9 protein-coding genes are annotated in these 18,048 nt (G+C 32.9%); 1 reads left to right on the top strand and 8 read right to left on the bottom strand.

What is annotated here, in order from left to right; translation table 11 throughout:
* Positions 1–169: 169 nt before the first annotated feature.
* From OIU83_RS14650 to OIU83_RS14635, 4 genes are all read right to left on the bottom strand, one after another.
* A complete protein-coding gene (locus OIU83_RS14650) occupies positions 170–1,003 on the bottom strand; it encodes a hypothetical protein (RefSeq protein ID WP_264207014.1) in 834 nt (277 codons plus the stop codon).
* 2 nt (positions 1,004–1,005) lie between these two features.
* Positions 1,006–1,827 carry a HipA family kinase gene (locus OIU83_RS14645; protein ID WP_264207013.1) on the bottom strand — a complete coding sequence of 274 codons (822 nt, stop codon included), beginning with the start codon at positions 1,825–1,827 and terminating at the stop codon, positions 1,006–1,008.
* 513 nt (positions 1,828–2,340) lie between these two features.
* Positions 2,341–5,085, bottom strand: coding sequence for a fibronectin type III domain-containing protein (locus OIU83_RS14640; protein ID WP_264207012.1), 2,745 nt, complete (start codon positions 5,083–5,085; stop codon positions 2,341–2,343).
* 461 nt (positions 5,086–5,546) lie between these two features.
* The gene (locus OIU83_RS14635) at positions 5,547–6,755 is read right to left on the bottom strand and encodes a DUF418 domain-containing protein (protein ID WP_264207011.1); all 1,209 of its coding nucleotides are present in this window, start codon (positions 6,753–6,755) and stop codon (positions 5,547–5,549) included.
* Positions 6,756–7,013: 258 nt separating this feature from the next.
* Here OIU83_RS14635 and OIU83_RS14630 point away from each other — a divergent pair, with 258 nt between their 5' ends.
* A complete protein-coding gene (locus tag OIU83_RS14630; protein WP_264207010.1) occupies positions 7,014–7,187 on the top strand; it encodes a hypothetical protein in 174 nt (57 codons plus the stop codon).
* A 60-nt stretch (positions 7,188–7,247) separates the two neighbouring features.
* Here the strand turns inward: OIU83_RS14630 and OIU83_RS14625 are convergent, their stop codons facing one another.
* The 4 genes from OIU83_RS14625 to OIU83_RS14610 all read right to left on the bottom strand — a co-directional run bounded on the left by OIU83_RS14625 (position 7,248) and on the right by OIU83_RS14610 (position 17,915).
* Positions 7,248–8,864, bottom strand: a complete 1,617-nt coding sequence (locus OIU83_RS14625; protein WP_264207009.1) for an ABC-F family ATP-binding cassette domain-containing protein — start codon at positions 8,862–8,864, stop codon at positions 7,248–7,250.
* A 370-nt stretch (positions 8,865–9,234) separates the two neighbouring features.
* Positions 9,235–10,008 (bottom strand): TlpA family protein disulfide reductase, encoded by a 774-nt coding sequence (locus OIU83_RS14620; protein ID WP_264207008.1) that lies wholly within the window; start codon positions 10,006–10,008, stop codon positions 9,235–9,237.
* Positions 10,009–10,623: 615 nt separating this feature from the next.
* A complete protein-coding gene (chiA, locus tag OIU83_RS14615) occupies positions 10,624–15,465 on the bottom strand; it encodes a T9SS-translocated chitinase ChiA (protein ID WP_264207007.1) in 4,842 nt (1,613 codons plus the stop codon).
* Between the two features lie 380 nt (positions 15,466–15,845).
* Positions 15,846–17,915, bottom strand: coding sequence for a beta-N-acetylhexosaminidase (locus OIU83_RS14610; protein ID WP_264207006.1), 2,070 nt, complete (start codon positions 17,913–17,915; stop codon positions 15,846–15,848).
* Positions 17,916–18,048 lie beyond the last annotated feature (133 nt).

Here is an 18,048-nt window from a genome sequence, read left to right as displayed (position 1 = left end):
GTTGGGGTGTTGAGGTGGGAAATATTTTTTTTTGGTTTTGGGAAGGAATTTGGGAGGTCTGGGAGTGGAGTTTTTTTTTATAAAATACACCTCCTATCAATTGAAGGATTAAATACAAACAAACAATTGCATAAAAAAACTATCTGTCATGATAGTTCTTTATAATATCTTAATCGAAAAAAGGCCGCACATTGTGTTCCTCTAAATATTCTTCTACGATTCCAACTTCATCAATATCTACAAATTCAAGAAAATCTGAATCTCTGATATGTTCCCACAATTGGTGGTTTTTATCTGTGTGTTTTTGCGGCTCTCTACCTAAAACATAATACTTCCCTTTACTATTTCCTTCTAATTCAATTGCTTTTGTCAATGAAACAAATCTGGCAATATCATTTTCTAAATAATAATGTTTCTTTTCAAAGTCAATAGTTTGTCCAGCCACAGGAATTTCATTAATACCAATAAAGTCAATTTCAATTGGAGCAAACAAATTTTCAAAATTATTTGAGGTTAATATCATTTCTAAATTAACTCTATCTTCTATTTTAGGAAATAAATCTTGTTTAACTTTTGAATATATATTTAATCCAATAGTTTCATTAACTTCCTCAGTATATCTAAAAATATACTTTTCAAAGATTCTTTTAAAAGTATCAATATTTAAATCTACGTCAATAGGTTTTGGAGCTGAAAACTGAACTATGTTGTTTGAATATTTTGAAAGATAAATTATATAACCTTCATTAATCCAATTATTTTTCAACTCTCTTTCGCTAAAAAGCTGATTTGAATTTAAACAAATTTCCTTTTCTATCGATTTCAGATAATTTTTTACTAGATTATATCTTTCACTATTTAAGATACCTTTTAATGCTCCAAGTTTTTCAGAAGAAAATTTAAAATAATGTTCAAAACTATTAGACATAAGAATACCAACACTAACTCTTTCATTAAGAGCAGCATTTAACGTTACATATAATATTGAATAAATTGTTTTCATTTTTAATTAATAATAAAAGATTGAACAAATCCTCTAAAATTATCCTCGCACTGTGCTTTCCATTCTTCTGAAAATAGATTTTGAATAATTCTATCTTTAATTTGTACTCTATTTATATTCCAAGATTCAGGAACTAAATCTAGTATTTCATCTAAATTATTTTGACAGTTTTCTGTACAAAGGTAGAACTTTTCAACCAAGGTATCCACAATGTCAGATAATTTCTTGTTTTTCCCAAACAGTATCTTTGCTAAATCTGTCTTAATAATTGAGTCATCTTCAGTTAATTCCGCAATTCCATAATCAAGGAAACTCGTATTAAAAATATTTACATGATCAATAGCATAGAAAAAATTTAATTTTTCAGGCGAAATGTATAAAAGCAAATTAAAGTTATTGTAATTTCTATCTTCATTTGCAATCCATATATCAAATAATGCAATTTTTAAAAAATCTTCTTTATCTGATATTTTGTTTCTAAAAGATTTATCTTCAAACATTGAAATAATAGAATGGTCAATCTCTTTAGAATTTTCAAGATATAATGACCCAAAACATTCTTTCTCAAACCATGTTAATTGAAGTTGTGGAAATTTACCAATTGGAACATGCTCAGGTTTCACTTTAATAAAACTTGTTTCGGGAGTTTTAATATCCCATAATTTCGCAAATTCAGAACCTATAAGTTCATTAAACAAATATTTAGGAAATCGATCATATTTGCAGACCCAATCTCTAAAATCTTCGCAAGTTACTAACAACGGGCTACTACCCTGTGTATCAAAAACCTTGTGAACTTCTTCAATTGTTTGCAGTAGTTGCATCTAATATTTATATAATGATATAAAGACAAATATATTAAAATAAAACTTTCATACAATAATATTTATTAACAAGTAAAGTTTTATTTATTTATCTTCCATACTAACCGAAGTATGAAATCAAGTTAAAATCAATTATCAACAAACTAGATTATACACAATCGAGCAGATATACAAAACGATAGCGTGGAAATTATTTCCATTTCTATAAAATACATTTACTAATCAAAACATTAGCTTATACCATCCTAAGTCCCAGAGGGACGCAATATTTACAGAAATTCATAAAACAATTTTACAAAACCCCCGTAGGGGTGATATATCAATCTTTAGGAGAAACCAAAACATCGCTACGCTGTAGCTTAATCTCTAGAACCAACATATTTACTATAAATATGATAATGATACTCCACTGGAGCAAATCTCCTTCATGTTTTCTAAAACTAATATAAAAAAAAGGCTATCCAAAAATTACTTTTCGGACAGCCTCTTTGTTATTTAAACATTCTTGTTTTACTATTTCACAATTAATTTAGCTGTAAACAATTTACGAGAATGTATTTTTAGGATATAAACTCCTTTTGGCAAATCTTGGTTTATAAGAGAGAACTTATTGTTGTTTACATTTTTTGTAGCGTACAATAATTTTCCTTCCATATTATAAATCTCTATTTCGTCAATAGGATACTCCGACTGAATAAAGGTTTCTGCATTACTATTCGTTGGATTTGGATATACTTTTAATCCATTATCAATTTTAAACTCATCGCTACCTAGAGAGCTATCAATTACTTCAAAAGAAACTCTGTTTGATACTTCGTTATAAGAATCATTAGTAAACATTACCAAAAAGTAATTTCCTTTTTCTTTGGGTAACTCAGTACTAGCAATTGCTTTAGTTCCTTCCGAAAGTCCTTCAAAATAAGTATAACTTACCAATGGTTTTTCGTTAGGATTATCGCCTTCATGGTAAATACCCAACCAATCTTTTACGATTCCTGGAGCATCTGTCCATGAAGCTGTAATTTGTTCGCCAAGATCATATACAGGTTTATTAATCCATAATTCGGTAACCACAGCTCCAACTTTAAAGAATACTTTATTTCCGATAGCATTAAAACTATCCTGCAAATAATATTCGGCATAATAATATCCTTTTGGTAAGTTGTTAAATGATTTAGTATCTGCTACAGTTGATACATATTGCCAACTTGTAGACGTAACTCCTGATCCTGGATTTACTCCCATTCTATATATACCAATCCAATCTTTTGCCAATTGTGGTCCATTAGTATAATTAACAACTATTGGTGTTCCTACAGAATATTCGGTATTATCGGTAGTTAATACAGGAACTGGCCCAACATAAAAATATTTTCGTGGAGCAATTTCTGTATATCCACCATTAGAAAATATTACAGCATAATAACGTCCTTTATTAGCCAATCCGTTAGGGAAATTAATAAATCCGCTTGGACTACCATTAGTATATTGCCAAGTTAGCGATGGTGTCGATGATCCCGGTGTTTGCCCTTCTTTATACAATCCCACCCAAGTTGATGTACTCGCTGGAGCATCCGTAAAATTAACTTTAATAGGTGCGCTTTGCAAATAGGTTAAGGCATCGGTAACAATCTCAGTATTCACATTATTGCTTCCTGTTACAGTAAATGCTTGAGTATCGCTCCAAGGAGACCATTCTAGATTGCGGTCTCTATATCTTAACTTCACATAATACTTACCATTAGGAAGCGAGTTCGAAGTTAGATCCATCTTGGTAATATCTACACCTAGATTTATATCAACTGTTGAATCTTTTTGAGTCTTATATTTTCCGTATAAATTTTCGAAATCGCGATAAACCTCTTTCTTAATTATATCGAATGTTGGCGTTTGCGAAATTAAAAACTGACTTGTATTTAATAATTCCTTTGTTGTAGTGCTATATGCCGAACCTGAGATTGTTAAAGGTAAAGTAACGTTTGCTGCAAAAGTATTTGTGATTGCAGGTTTTACTGGTGCAACTTTGTTTTTATATCTATGGAACTCATCCATTAACTGGTTGTTTTTCCATTTATCAACGCTTCCGATAGAATAGCTTTCGATATCCATTTTTCCGTTTGTAACATCAATATCTACTATTTGGTAAATCCAATTGCATATTGTTTTCTGCACATCTTCAAAATCTTGTTCTGTAGATGATCCCCAATATTGATCCCAAGCTGTTCCTCCCGAAATAATATTATAGGTAGGAGTGTTTTTTAATTGTCCTCTATGATACAAATGATGGTGCGCTCCAATATGCATAGAATATTTTGGAGAAGTTACCAATAAAGGAACGGCTGTATTACGAACCCATGTAGAGATATCTCCAACATATTGCTCTGCTTGATATGGTCTGTGACTAAGTGAAAAAATCCACTCTACGGTGTTATCAGCATTTGCAGCAGCTAGAACCTGTTGTAACCAAGTTAACTGTGCAGCTCCTGTATGCTCTGAACTTAAACTGATAAATAAAACATTACCCGCTTGTTGTGCATAATAGTTTTCTGTTCCTGATGAAATTCCTTTATAGGAAAGCTCACTGATATAAAAATGATCATAATATGAATTCATACCTAGTGTTCCGTATGTTTCATGGTTTCCTACTGTAGTCTGAATTGGTATATTACCTGATAATCCTCTGTTCTTTTTAAAGTGTACGTTTTCGTAATGATCTAAAGTTCCTACATCGACTTGATCACCCACCATAAATGTCATCGAAATATTATCTTCTGGAGATAATGTTGAACCCCATTTTTGTTTTATTTTTCTTTTTGCTGCCGATACTAATGAATCGTAACGAGGGAAGTCTTTTAACTGATTATCTCCCATAATCAAAAACCGAATATGCCCATCGGCAGTAGCTGCTTGCCCAGGATTAGGCAATGTTTTAAAGGAATAAACGGTAGACTCATCTGCACCAGTTTTTATTCTGTAATAATATTTTGTGTTTGGCGAAAGGTTCATCAGTTTCGCGCTGTGGTAAAAATAATTCCCTGGGTAACCAGAATCTGTAAAGACATTGGTGTTACCTGTAACTGTAACATTAAGATTAGCTGCAGTTGTTCCGTATTCTACTATAGTTTCCGGATTGCTTTCTGTTTTCCAGTTAACGTAAATAGATGTGGGGGTTGCGTTTTGCAAATAAGGAAATAGTTTTTGTGCTTGTGCAGTAAAACCTATTCCTAAAAGGGATAATAGAAAGTAGAGCTTTTTCATGTGTTGTTGTTTCGTTGTTAGACGAAGCAAAAGTATTCTACCAAAATGTAAATACTTTTAAGACAACATTACCCTTCTTTTATCTTTACTTCTCTTTATTGTAAAATTAAAAATGCATCGATTATCTAAAAAGGGGAACGCGGATGACGCGGATTCGCCAAGGCGAAGACGCGGATAAAAACGGATTTTTTCTCTTTACAGTTTTAAGAAATCTGTTTTTATCTGCGTCTTTACTTTAGTAAATCAGCGTCATCCGCGTTCCTTTTTTAAGCTACAGTATGTTAAGCTGCAATTGTCTAGATTGTCTAAAAAACAGAACACGGATGATGCAGATTCGCCAAGGCGAAAACGCAGATAAAAACGGATTTTTTCTCTTTATAATCTTAAGAAATCTGTTTTTATCCGCGTCTTTACTTTAGTAAATCCGTTTCATCCGCGTTCCTTTTTTAGGTCACAGAATGCTATGCCGCAACTGTCTTTTTCTCTTTTCCGAAAGAAATCCATGTTGCTTTATGCCAGATGTATTCTAATGGTCCTTGTTTGTGTGTTTTTAACCACCATGTACAAAATCCTAATTGTAGCAAAAACAAAACAATTCCTATTAGCAATCCAAATGTTGCACCTGTATATTGGTATAGTCCCAAACCAAAACGGTAGTATATAAATGATCCTAAAATTGATTGAGAAAAATAACTTGTCAAACTCATTTTCCCAAAAGGAATTAATTTTACCAGTACTTTGTTTATAGCTTCTTTTTGATATAACAACACAAATGTGCTTACTAAAACTACCATAAAGGTAACATTAGACCAAGATATAAAAATGATTAATAAACTATTTACCATGTCTTTGTTTGTTGCTATAAGTTCTGGCAAATACGTTTTGAATGCAAATAACGGAATGAATAATATTATAGCGCATATCAATGCTTTTTTCCAAAATGCTATACTAGCTTCCGAAATAACAAATAGCTGTTTTCTTCCTGCTATCATTCCAAACATAAATAATGCTGGCGCCTGAAAAAATCTTCCGTTTTCCCATGACCAAAATATCGAAGCCCATCTTCCTATTGATAAATTCCCTACTGCATGATCTATAAACGAATTCCCGCTTAAATAAGTGTACATATCTCCATAATATGCATTTGATCGATTAGCAGGAAGTATATAATCGGGATTGAAAAGAATATTAAAAAAATTAAACCATTCCATAGGAAGTATCAATAAGAAAGTCGCTATTATTAAAACATCCTTAGTGTTTAAATTACAAACCGGAATTAATATCAATCCTAAAACGGCATACATCATTAATATATCGCCTGAGAAAAAGAGTGTATTTACTAATCCAAAAACAAACAATATAGCAAGTCGCCAAACATATCTCCATCTAAAATCGTTTCCTTTTTTACGCTGATTATCATATTGAATAAAAAAACTAAAACCAAAAAGAAGTGAAAAGATTGCATACGATTTTCCTGCAAAAAGAAAGAACAAGGTATCCCAGATTATCTTGTCTAATACCTTAATTGGTTCAGGTAAATATTCGGGTAAATAATAAAAATCAAAATGTTCTAAATTATGAAGTAACATAATCGCCATAATGGCAAAACCACGTAATGCATCTATAACTTCTATACGGGGAGATTTTAAACTAAAAGTATTTTCTGACATAATATCTTAAGGGTTAAATTATAGTTTATTAGCTCAAATATAATTTTATTTCATGAAAATCAACAATCGAAATTCTCAATTATAGAAGACTCTAACAACCTAATTTTCAATTATTCTCAGCCGTTTTTAATAAAGATTGAAAATTGAATAATAAAACATTTTCGAGAAATTATATAACACTTTTTTTGTACTATTCATTAATTTCACAATAAGATAATAACGATTGTCCTTTTTTAATTAATTTAAAAATCCAAAATCATGAAAAGCAAATTAACAAAAGTAATAGTCGCCTTAACAGTATTGTTATCTCTTACCAGTTGTGAGGCTATCGAAGGTATTTTTAAAGCAGGAATGGGTGTTGGAGTTTTTGCAGTAATAGTAGTAATCATTTTAATTATTTATATTCTCAGCAAAATCCTCGGAAAGAAATAACATAAAAAAATCCCATTCGTTTTGCAGCGAATGGGATTCATAAAAAGATATATTTTTAATTTAAGAGTACATTTTCACTCTTAATTCTTGCACTTTTTCATCGTCTAGGTATTCATCAAATGTCATGTAACGATCGATAACACCATTTGGCGTAAGCTCTACTACTCTATTACCAACAGTTTGAGCAAACTCATGATCATGTGTTGTAAAAATCACAGAACCTTTAAAGTTTTTCAATGAATTATTAAATGCTGTAATCGACTCTAGATCCAAGTGATTCGTTGGTTCATCAAGCATCAACACGTTAGCTCTTTCCATCATCATTCTAGATAACATGCAACGTACTTTTTCTCCTCCTGATAAAACTCTACTTGTTTTTAAAGCTTCTTCTCCAGAGAAAATCATTTTCCCTAAAAATCCTCTAATAAAAACTTCGTCTCGCTCTTCTTCTGTTTTTGCCCATTGACGTAACCAGTCTACCAAAGTCAGGTCATTCTCAAAAAATGAATGATTCTCTGCAGGTAAATAGGCTTGATTTGTTGTAATTCCCCAATCAAAAGTACCTTCATCGGCTTTTTGATTGTTGTTTAGTATTTCGTAGAATGCTGTTGTTGCACGTGAATCTTTAGAGAATAAAACAATTTTATCTCCTTTTGCCATATTCAAATCAACACCTTTAAATAAAATATCTCCTTCGATTGAAGCACTTAAATTTTCAACATTCAAAATTTGATCTCCTGCTTCACGATCCTGATCAAAAATAATCGCTGGGTAACGACGGCTTGAAGGTTTGATCTCAGAGATATTAAGTTTACTAATCATTTTTTTACGAGAAGTTGCTTGTTTAGACTTAGCAACGTTGGCACTAAAACGACGAATAAATTCTTCTAATTCTTGTTTCTTTTCTTCAGCTTTTTTGTTTTGTTGTGCACGTTGCTTAGCCGCTAACTGGCTAGACTCATACCAAAATGTATAATTACCTGAATAATGGTTGATTTTACTAAAATCGATATCTGAAATATGTGTACAAACCGAGTCTAAAAAGTGACGGTCATGCGATACTACAATTACTGTATTTTCATAATTTGCAAGGAAGTTCTCTAACCAAGCGATTGTTTCAAAATCCAAATCGTTGGTAGGCTCATCCATTATAAGTAAATCTGGGTTACCAAATAGGGCTTGCGCCAAAAGGACACGAACTTTTATTTTACCCTCTAGATCTCCCATTAATGTATAATGGTGCTCTTCGGCAATACCTAAGTTAGACAACATCGAAGCTGCATCAGAATCAGCGTTCCATCCGTTCATTTCTTCAAACTGAACTTGTAACTCTCCTATTCTATCAGCGTTTTTATCGTTATAGTCTAAATAAAGTTCATCCATTTCTTTCTTAACCGCGTACAATACTTTGTTACCCATAATTACGGTTTCAAGTACGGTATGCTCATCGAACATGTTGTGGTTTTGGTTTAAAACCGACATACGTTTTCCTGGCTCTAAATGGATATGTCCTGAAGTAGGATCCATTTCGCCTGAAATTATTTTAAGAAAAGTTGATTTTCCAGCACCATTGGCTCCGATAACTCCATAAATATTTCCGTGCGTGAAAGTTGTATTTACTTCGTCAAACAAAATTCGTTTGCCAAATTGTACCGATAAATTATTGACTGTTAACATGAATGTCTATTTAATTAATTTTGTGCAAAAGTAGTAAAAAAGGTTCAGTGGTACAAAGAAACTAAGGTGCTAAGTTTTTTTATATGAAAATCGCTAAATGTTTTGCCACAGATTAGAAATATTAAATGGATTACAAAAGAAGTCAACCACAAATTACACGAATTTTCACAAATTCATTACAATTATCCGCACTGTTTGTCATTTTGACGCAGTAGACTCGAGCGATAGCGAACAGACGCAGTAAATCTCCACTAGTAGGTCGACAAAGATTATGGTGTTTCTCGCGGAGATCCTTCCTTCGTCAGGATGACAATATTGGGGAAAACTTTGCGAACCTTGCGTAATTCTTTGTGCCCTTTGCGGTTAAATTTTACAATTCACTTTCTTTTTCCAAAGCTACTTCTAAGCTTTTATAATTATTTAAAACTTTGGCAATTAATCCTTCTTTGTTGATGATGAAATGTGTGGGGAAAGCATTTAATTGCAACGTTTCATTCATATAGATTTTCATATTTGGAATAACGGAATAGGATAATGGTTTTCTAGCTAAAAATACTTTTAATTGTTCGGGTGTATCTTCTGCCAAACTCACAAAGAGAATATCTTTTCGGTCTTTATATTTCTCTGCCAATTTATTTACATCTGGAAATTCTTTGATGCATGATGCACAATGAATATACCAACATTTTATAACTATAATTTTGCCTTTCATCGTCTCGTTAGAAACTAAATTTCCGTTTAAATCCTTAAAAGAGAATTTAGGGAAAGGGGTATTCTCCATCTTGAAATTCTTATACGCATCAAAAGCTTCTTGGTTAATCGTTGCTTTTATACTTGTATCAGAATTGGGATTGATTTTAAATAATTTATAGTAATATATAGCATCATCCGATTGTAATCGAATGGGAATATTATTTCCATTTGCTAATTGATCTAAAAAAGTCTCTTTTGGTATTTCTCTCGAAAGTGTGTCCAACGCAACAAAATCTCGAGAAAGCATTATGTTTTTACTCTGGTATGTCCACCAACTGCTGTAGTCTTTCTGGATTTGCATTGGGTCAACTTCTGGATTTCCGTATTTTGTTTGGGCTGAGCTATACGCGAAAACTAAAAATGTTATTATAATGGCAATTGATTTTTTCATGAAGTTTTTATACAATAATTGAGATTCAAAAATAGCTAAAAATTAGTTTAGAATATGATGGTAACCTGTTGGGCGTAATTATTTCGTCTATTCAATAATATGTTCTAAATATTACCAACGGTTTCAACCGTTGGAGCGCAATGTATTATCCCGATTCGTACCGCACGGTTGAAACCGAGGGCTATGATTAGAATTAGGATAGCGTTTCTGTTCGGAGACGCACTGCGGTGTGCCTCTACAATTCCTAGATTATGGAAGTTGCTTCGTTAGTTATGATGGTCCCTAGCCCTGATAGAAGCGGTATCCTTTTTATCTGCTTTTTTGCAGATGAAAAGATACAAGCGGATAGCAGGAAATAGCTCCTAATTATTTGACTACATTCCTGAATACTTGCATACTATTAAAAAACAACTGAATCTTTCCAATCGCAATAAGGCATAAAAAAACCTGGCACTAAGTGCCAGGCTCATAATGATCTCCTCCAGGTAAAAACCAAATAACAAATTACCCAAATTTGATACATTTCTCCAAAATATGAAAAATCAAATTAAAACTTAAATAACCAAACTCAATTTTAACCGCCCCAATTTTTCAACTTTTTGAATTCTTAAAATCTTAATTTAAAAAGTTCATTACCTTAAATGATTTTCTGTTTCCAGATTTATCAGTCACAACTACTATGAATAATTGTTTGGTTAAGAAACTTCTATTTTCTAGCAACAAATTGTTACTATTTTGTATGTTTTTGTAACTTAATATCGATTGTCCGATTGTATTATACACCTCAACTTTATCGATACTATTTGCTTCATTGGATATTGCTAATGCATTATCTTTAAAGTATGCAATTGTTTTATTGCTTGTTACTTCTATCTTATCATCGGCTTTTATTTTGGCAGTTTGTGATGCAAAATAAGCCGCATACGCTTTAGATAATTCAGATGAATTACCACAAGAAGATGCATCCCAGTTTACAGACCAAGTCATTAAACCTCTTAAAGAAGGGTATGGTCCTCCTGGCTGCATAGTATAGGTTCTTCCTGTAAAAGTAGTTCCTGTTCTTAAGTAATGCATAGCATTAATTCCTTCTGTTGGCGTTAAATAACCGCTACCTGCTGCACTTGGACAAGCTGGTAATGCAATAAGAACTTTTGAAGCTGGTAAACCATCAAAACGCATTCCTGTTGTACCAATGTTATACCCTTTTATAATCATATCTGTTAGGGCTGTTACCATGTTTGATTTCTTAGCTGAACCATAATATTGACCATCTAATCCGTTTTCTCCTCCTGTATTATACAATTGTACAGCTAACAAATCTAATTCGTTACGCAAGTTTTGAATAATTGGCAGGAAGGAACCAAATGTATCATTATAGGTAGAATATCCTCCTTGTACATATTGTGTTTCTGGAGCTGCAGTTAATAAAAATCCAGGACCATAGTAAGCTTTTAATTCTTTGAAAGCATCTACTACGTTTTTTAATCTTGGATAAGCAGAAATACCCGCATAAGAAATATCTCTTAAAGCTCCTGCGCTAAAATTCATCGATCCACCTTCAAAATCAATATCAACTCCATCAAATTGATACTCATCAATAATTGCTTTTAGACCATTAACAAAAATATTTTTTTGAGTTACATTGTCTAAAACAACATGACCATTTTGACCTCCAATAGAAACAATAACAGGAACGCCACTATCTCTTAAGGATTTTATATCATTTTTCAACAATTGCTTATCGAAAACACCATTGGTCAAATATCTAGTGTCATTTGTAGTTAATACTGGTGTATAACCATCACGATTAACTGTTTCTACGAAAGAATAATCGACTACGTTAAATTTACTTCCCACCATTTGAGAAAAATATAAAAATGGAGCACCAGTATTTTCCCAAGAATGTGCATATCCTAAAAGAACTTTAGATGGAAGCGGAATGAATATTCGTGTCGAATTAGTAATCGTAATCGATTGATTTAATAATTTTTCACCTCCTACATTATCTATAGCTTTTACTATTAATGGATATGTTATATAAGCATTTGGAGTAAATGTATAGTTGTATGCAGTTCCTGTGCCTTTTGTCATAGGAAAATAAGTTCCGTTTATGCTTACCGAAACGCTTGCAATTGTACCATCGGCATCTGTAACATTAACACTTAGTGCCACTGGTTGAAAACCTGAAGGCTGATTAATTGTTGTCGTTGCTGGTGAAACCCAAGTAATTACCGGCAATGAATTAGGACAAGTTGTTCCTGAACATTGTAAAGAGAATGCTTTTGTATTTTCTGCCGTTGTACCACTTGACGCCGTTACAGTTGCTTTCAAGGTATAATTTTTGTTGAAATCTGCTGCAACTGGTGTCCAATTTGCAACATATTCTGATCCTGAAAGTGCCGCTGTAATATTTTGTCCGTTGATATTGAATACAACTGAAGAAATTGTTAAGCTAGCGTCTACACTTGCAGTTGCTTTCAGCTGAATCGCTGTTCCCGGAGCAATCGCTACAGTTGCAGCTGAAGGAGCCGTGATAGTAACCTGAGGTGGTGAAACTGTATTTGTATTAAAGTTATAAACCTGAGGCGTTGTTGGCATAGCAAAGTTTACCAGATTATTTGGAAAATATGCAGTATTATTATTTTCCCAAGCATTTAATTTTAAACTTAAAACTTGTGTATAACCTGCTGTAACTGTATTATCGTAGCTAAAAACTCCTTGTGCATCTGTTGTTGCAATAACACTTTTCCAGTTGTGGGTGCTATCTGTCCAAGGCACAACTAATTCTACTTTGGCTCCTGATACTGGAGTTGATCCGTTCTTAACTGTTCCGCTAATTATAGTACCTGGTGCAACTAGCTCTTGTGTAACGCTTAAAACTTTGCTTTCTGCCAAGCTTTTATCAACTGTAGCCGCAGGTGGAGTTTTAGTTTCTGATACCGCAACTACTTCGCTTGGTACGCTTTCGCCTGCTACTTTTAGTGGTGCTACTGTTCCTGTACTAAAGTCATAGACTTGTGATGTAGCTGGAATGGCAAGATTCGTTAAATTAGAAGGTGAATAAGTAACGTCATTATTCTGCCATGAATTCATTTTTAAACTAGCGATAATTGTATATCCTGAAAATATTGCGTTATCAAAACTATATTTTCCTTGCGCATCTGTAGTAGCCAGAAAACTAGCATAAGGATGGGCGTTATCTGTCCAATTAAAAATTAATTCTACTTTGGCGCCTGCTACTGGATTGGCACCATTCTTAACTGTTCCGCTAATTTTATTAGCTGGAGCTGCATTTTGTGTAAAGTTTAAAACTTTACTTGCCGTAAGATTGTTATATACCGTAGAAGCGGGTGAAAATGTTACTCCTGTTTTTGCAATTGTTACTGTATAGTTTGCTCCCGAAGGTAAACTAGCAATGCTATATGCTCCTGTAGCACTAGAAACTGATGTAAATGTTCCTGCTGTAGAAGTTGCCGTAACTGTTGCTCCAGAAACTGCTGTTGCTCCATTCATCACGCTTCCGCTAATAGTATAATATACTGTTTGAATAAAATTTAAAACTTTGTTTTCACTTAAAACTGAATATACTGTAGATGCTGGTGTAAATGTTACTCCAGTTTTTGCAGCTGTAACAGTATAATTCAATCCTGCCGTAAGAGCTGTAATAGTATACGCTCCGCTTGCATTACTAACCGCAGTAAATGTTGTTGTTCCTGCTGTTGCTGTAACTGTTACTCCCGAAACTGCTGTGATTCCGTCTAATACTGTTCCGCTAATTGTATAAAGCGGTTGTGTACCTTGAATAACAACATTAGCTTGGTTTGCAACAAGATTTGTTAATGCTACTGGCGTAAAAGTGTATGATGCTTTTAAAGCTGTAACGGTGTAATTTGCTCCTGAAACTACATTGTTAAACGTATAATTTCCATCTGTAGAATTAACTGTTTGAACAACTACATTAGTAGCATCTTTTAATTGAACTGTTACACTTGGAACTAAATTTGTACCATTTTTTACAGACCCACTTATTGTTAATGTTCCGATAATAGCAGCACTAAAAGTAGTATTTACTTGTCCTAATAATGCATTAGGTATTGCTCCTCTTGTATCTTGAGATAACTCCCAGATCATACCTCCTCCAAGATTTTTGGATTTAATATACTCTGCTTTTAACTCCATCGATTGTTTATCTTCATAACTAATAAACTGATGTAAAGAAGCATTGTATAGGTAAGGAACTTTAGTCGCATTATCCCAATATCTTACCCATCCTGCAGAAGCTGCTGCTGGTGTAACCAACATAGTGTTTGGATCTAAATATGGATGTGAGTTTGTTACCGGATTACCTACTAAATCGCAAATCTCTATACTTCCTGATTTTTCGCAGGCCGCTGGACCATCCCAGGTTCCTGTTGGATTTTGCGGATTTGTACATCCTGAAACTGCATCTCTTGGTGCTGTAACAAATAATCCTGGCATATTAGGCACTGTATTAGTTGTTCCAACATTTTTAAATATTTTTCCGTAAAAAGGCAATCCCATTACTAGTTTATTAGCAGGAATCCCAATAACATTTAAATATTGGTTTGTCAATTCATCAAGTGATTCTGATTGAGTTGCACCGTATAATGGATCATTTGTATTTCCGCTTGGATATAAAGGAGCATTGTAGCACGTTTTATCATACCAGTTTCCTCCAAAATCATATCCAAAATAAGTGATATAATCGCAATATGTCGAAATATCTTCTGTCATTCCATATTGTGCTCTGTTATTTGGACCTAAATATTGTGCTCCTACTTTTCGAACATTGTTTCCCGCAGCAATAGTGATTAATTTATTTGGCATTGCCTGACGCATAGCTTTTAATAAATACACTAAATTCTTGTTATCATCCGGACTGTATTTTTGAGGAGGTATTGGAGCTCCATTTATAACTTCCGTTCCATCTGTTCCTCCAGAAAGGGGATATTCCCAATCGATATCAAATCCATCAATAAAAGGATAAGTCACAATAAAATTTGCCATATCAGCAGCTAGTGCTGCTCTGGCAACTGGACTTGCTGAGATAGGAGAAAGATCCTGTCCTTTGGTCCAACCTCCTACTGAGATTAAAATTTTTAAATGTGGGTATTTTTCTTTAAGCTTCATTAAATCATAAAAATTCCCTTTAACTGGAGCATCCCATGGTATTCCACCTTCTGTATGTTCAAAATCTGCATAGGTATCTAAACATTTTAATTTGGTATTCTCAGGATGTGCCGGATCAAAAGTAGTTCCGTAAAAAGAATAGTTTAAATGGGTCAATTTGCTTCCATCAATCTTGGGGACATTAAAATCCCTAGCATAGATAGCCCATTGGGCATAATATCCGACTACTTTTTTATTATGTGCTGGTTGGGCAAATAATAAGATCGGAAACAAAAATAAAAACAGCAATCTGTAATAATGTTTCATAATTAATAATAGGTTGGTTAATAAAAAATAAATATTCCAATTGCCTCAAATCACATAATTTGATAATACAAAAACCAAAAAATCTCTTTAAGCAAATGGTAATCTCAAACTCAAATGCATTCACATGCTTTTGAATCATTTTTTAAATTAAAATGGATAAACTTGGGGCTTAGCAATCTTAACGTAAATACTTATTATATTCTTTTAACTATAAAATATATCTGTTTTGTGTGAATTTTGATTCCAAAAAAAAACTTCAAACCTACTCCTTTACCATAATTTATCTCTACTAAAATTTCTAGTAGAGATAATTAAATTACTAATTAATTATGGCAACTAAACTTCAACTAATTCAATTATTAATATTACTCACTTTAACTCTACTCTATTAATTTCTTTAAACTTCCGTAAACTGCTAACTCTACATCTCCATAATCTTTGGAGTTACATTTACTCAATAAGTCATTTAAAATTGCTGGTGCAACTGTTGCTTTATTATCCAAAACATTCACCAATTGTTGCGATAAATCACTTAGATTTTTTGCAAGTGGCAAAATCGGTTGAATCAAAGGTGCATTTGCGCTCAAACTGATTAAGCTTGGACTTAAACCAATCCACTTGTTTAAGAAAACAGTTACTTTAGCTTTATTTTCAGATGTTTTATTTGCCAAATATTCATTTACAACTGCATTAAATGCGACAGCATCCGAAGCATCTGGTACGCAAGCATCTGCAAAAAGCGTGAATGGAGAATAAGTTTGGTATTCTACTCCTCCTTTATTTCTGGTATAAACTTTTAAAGGTTCACATATATTCGAAAAATCAGCTAAAGCAGTAATATTTTGATTATTTGCAATATTTCTCAACAAAACATCTCTATTTTTAATATGTGTAAGTCCTAGTTCTTCAAGTCTAAACGAAACAACTGCTAATCTCTTGCGTAAGCTATTCATATCTGTAATATCTTCGGCAGACCATAATCTTTCGGCAATTGCTGCTGTTCTTGGCCAAAGCCTCGAATCTATTGTTGTAGGGGTTACAAGTTCTGACCACATTGTAGCTTCACCACCTAATATTCTTGCTTTTTCTTCTGCTGTTAAACTGACATTTTTAGGCATTGGATCATTCAAATAATGACTTTCTACCCCTAGAACTAAATCAACATAATACCCATTTGACAAAACCGTTTTATACCCATTTTTTACAGCTGCAGTCAATGATTCTCCAACTCCAACTCCTTCATTTGGTCCTCTCCATGAATGAATAATAGCATCTTTAGACATGTTTTTTGTCATGATTTCTTCCCAACCCATCAATTGTTTACCATGTTTTTTAAGCATCGGAACCAACTGCATTGTGAAATAAGTTTGTAACTCATGATTCGTTGCTAACTTATTTTTCTTTTTAAACTCTTGTATTTTAGGATTTGAATCCCAGTCTTTTCCTTCGTTTTCATCTCCTCCAATATGAAAGTATGCACCTGGAAATAATGGACAAACTTCATCAAAAATTTCACTTAATAATTGGTATGTTTTAGGATTAGAAGGATCTAATGTTGGACTAAAAACTCCTGAATTACGTTCAATACTATAGGTAGTTACTACTGCAGCTTTTGAGCTATTTTCGGAATTTCCACTAGAAACTATAGTCACTTTACTTCCTATTTCTGGATAAGCAGTTAAAATAGCTGATGCATGACCTGGAACATCAATTTCTGGTACAATCAAAATTCCACGTTCATCGGCATATTTTACAATATTCTTGATTTCTTCTTGTGTATAAAAAGATCCGTCTGAAGCTAAATCTGTAAGTTTAGGATGTTTTTTCATTTCGATTCTCCAACCTTGATCATCAACCAAATGCCAGTGAAAAACATTCATTTTCATAGCAGCAAGTGCATCCAGATTTCTCTTAACAACATCTATAGGCTGAAAATGTCTCGCTACATCCATCATTAATCCTCTCCATGTAAATCTTGGAAAATCCGAAATTTGAGAAACAGGAAAATAATAAGAAGTACTATTATTTTGTAACATTTGCAATAAAGTTTCAAGACCGTGCAAAGCTCCTAAATCACTTGTTGCATTAATTGTGATTTGATTTTGCTTTATATCAAGATGATAACTCTCGTCTTCATATAAACCAATTTTACCACTTTTAGTACAATTAATTTGTAATTGGGCTGTTGGTGCTGAATTTAATTTAGTTAAAAAATCTTGCTCAAAAAACAATCCTGTTCTACCATCTAATCGTCTTAAAAAACGAGTTGCTCCGCCAAAAATTCTCGGACTAGGATTTCCAGTAATGTTTATTCTAAAATTTTTATTTAAAGCGAATGTACCTTCAGATAAATTTATTGTTTGCGGCCATGGCATAAGATTTAATTGCTCTTTCTTAATTTGAGCATTAGCAACTATACCAGAAAATAATAGGATCAATATATATTTCATACTTTTTGTTGTAAAAGAGTTTTTTTTCAATCAATTATTGACCTAAAAACTCGGGTAAAAACAAAACTCAGAAGAAAACCTAATTGAACCTCTTTTTCGACAAGGTCATCAATCTGAATTTTGTAACTTAAAT

It is taken from the genome of Flavobacterium shii, from assembly GCF_025847235.1.
GTDB classification, from domain to species: domain Bacteria; phylum Bacteroidota; class Bacteroidia; order Flavobacteriales; family Flavobacteriaceae; genus Flavobacterium; species Flavobacterium shii.
This window is presented reverse-complemented; position numbering and strand designations above follow the sequence as displayed.

Coding starts and splice junctions, on each gene's coding strand:
- OIU83_RS14620 (WP_264207008.1), bottom strand. CDS start 10,008: ATGAAAAAATCAATTGCCATTATAATAACATTTTTAGTTTTCGCGTAT.
- chiA (WP_264207007.1), bottom strand. CDS start 15,465: ATGAAACATTATTACAGATTGCTGTTTTTATTTTTGTTTCCGATCTTA.
- OIU83_RS14630 (WP_264207010.1), top strand. CDS start 7,014: ATGAAAAGCAAATTAACAAAAGTAATAGTCGCCTTAACAGTATTGTTA.
- OIU83_RS14625 (WP_264207009.1), bottom strand. CDS start 8,864: ATGTTAACAGTCAATAATTTATCGGTACAATTTGGCAAACGAATTTTG.
- OIU83_RS14635 (WP_264207011.1), bottom strand. CDS start 6,755: ATGTCAGAAAATACTTTTAGTTTAAAATCTCCCCGTATAGAAGTTATA.
- OIU83_RS14645 (WP_264207013.1), bottom strand. CDS start 1,827: ATGCAACTACTGCAAACAATTGAAGAAGTTCACAAGGTTTTTGATACA.
- OIU83_RS14610 (WP_264207006.1), bottom strand. CDS start 17,915: ATGAAATATATATTGATCCTATTATTTTCTGGTATAGTTGCTAATGCT.
- OIU83_RS14650 (WP_264207014.1), bottom strand. CDS start 1,003: ATGAAAACAATTTATTCAATATTATATGTAACGTTAAATGCTGCTCTT.
- OIU83_RS14640 (WP_264207012.1), bottom strand. CDS start 5,085: ATGAAAAAGCTCTACTTTCTATTATCCCTTTTAGGAATAGGTTTTACT.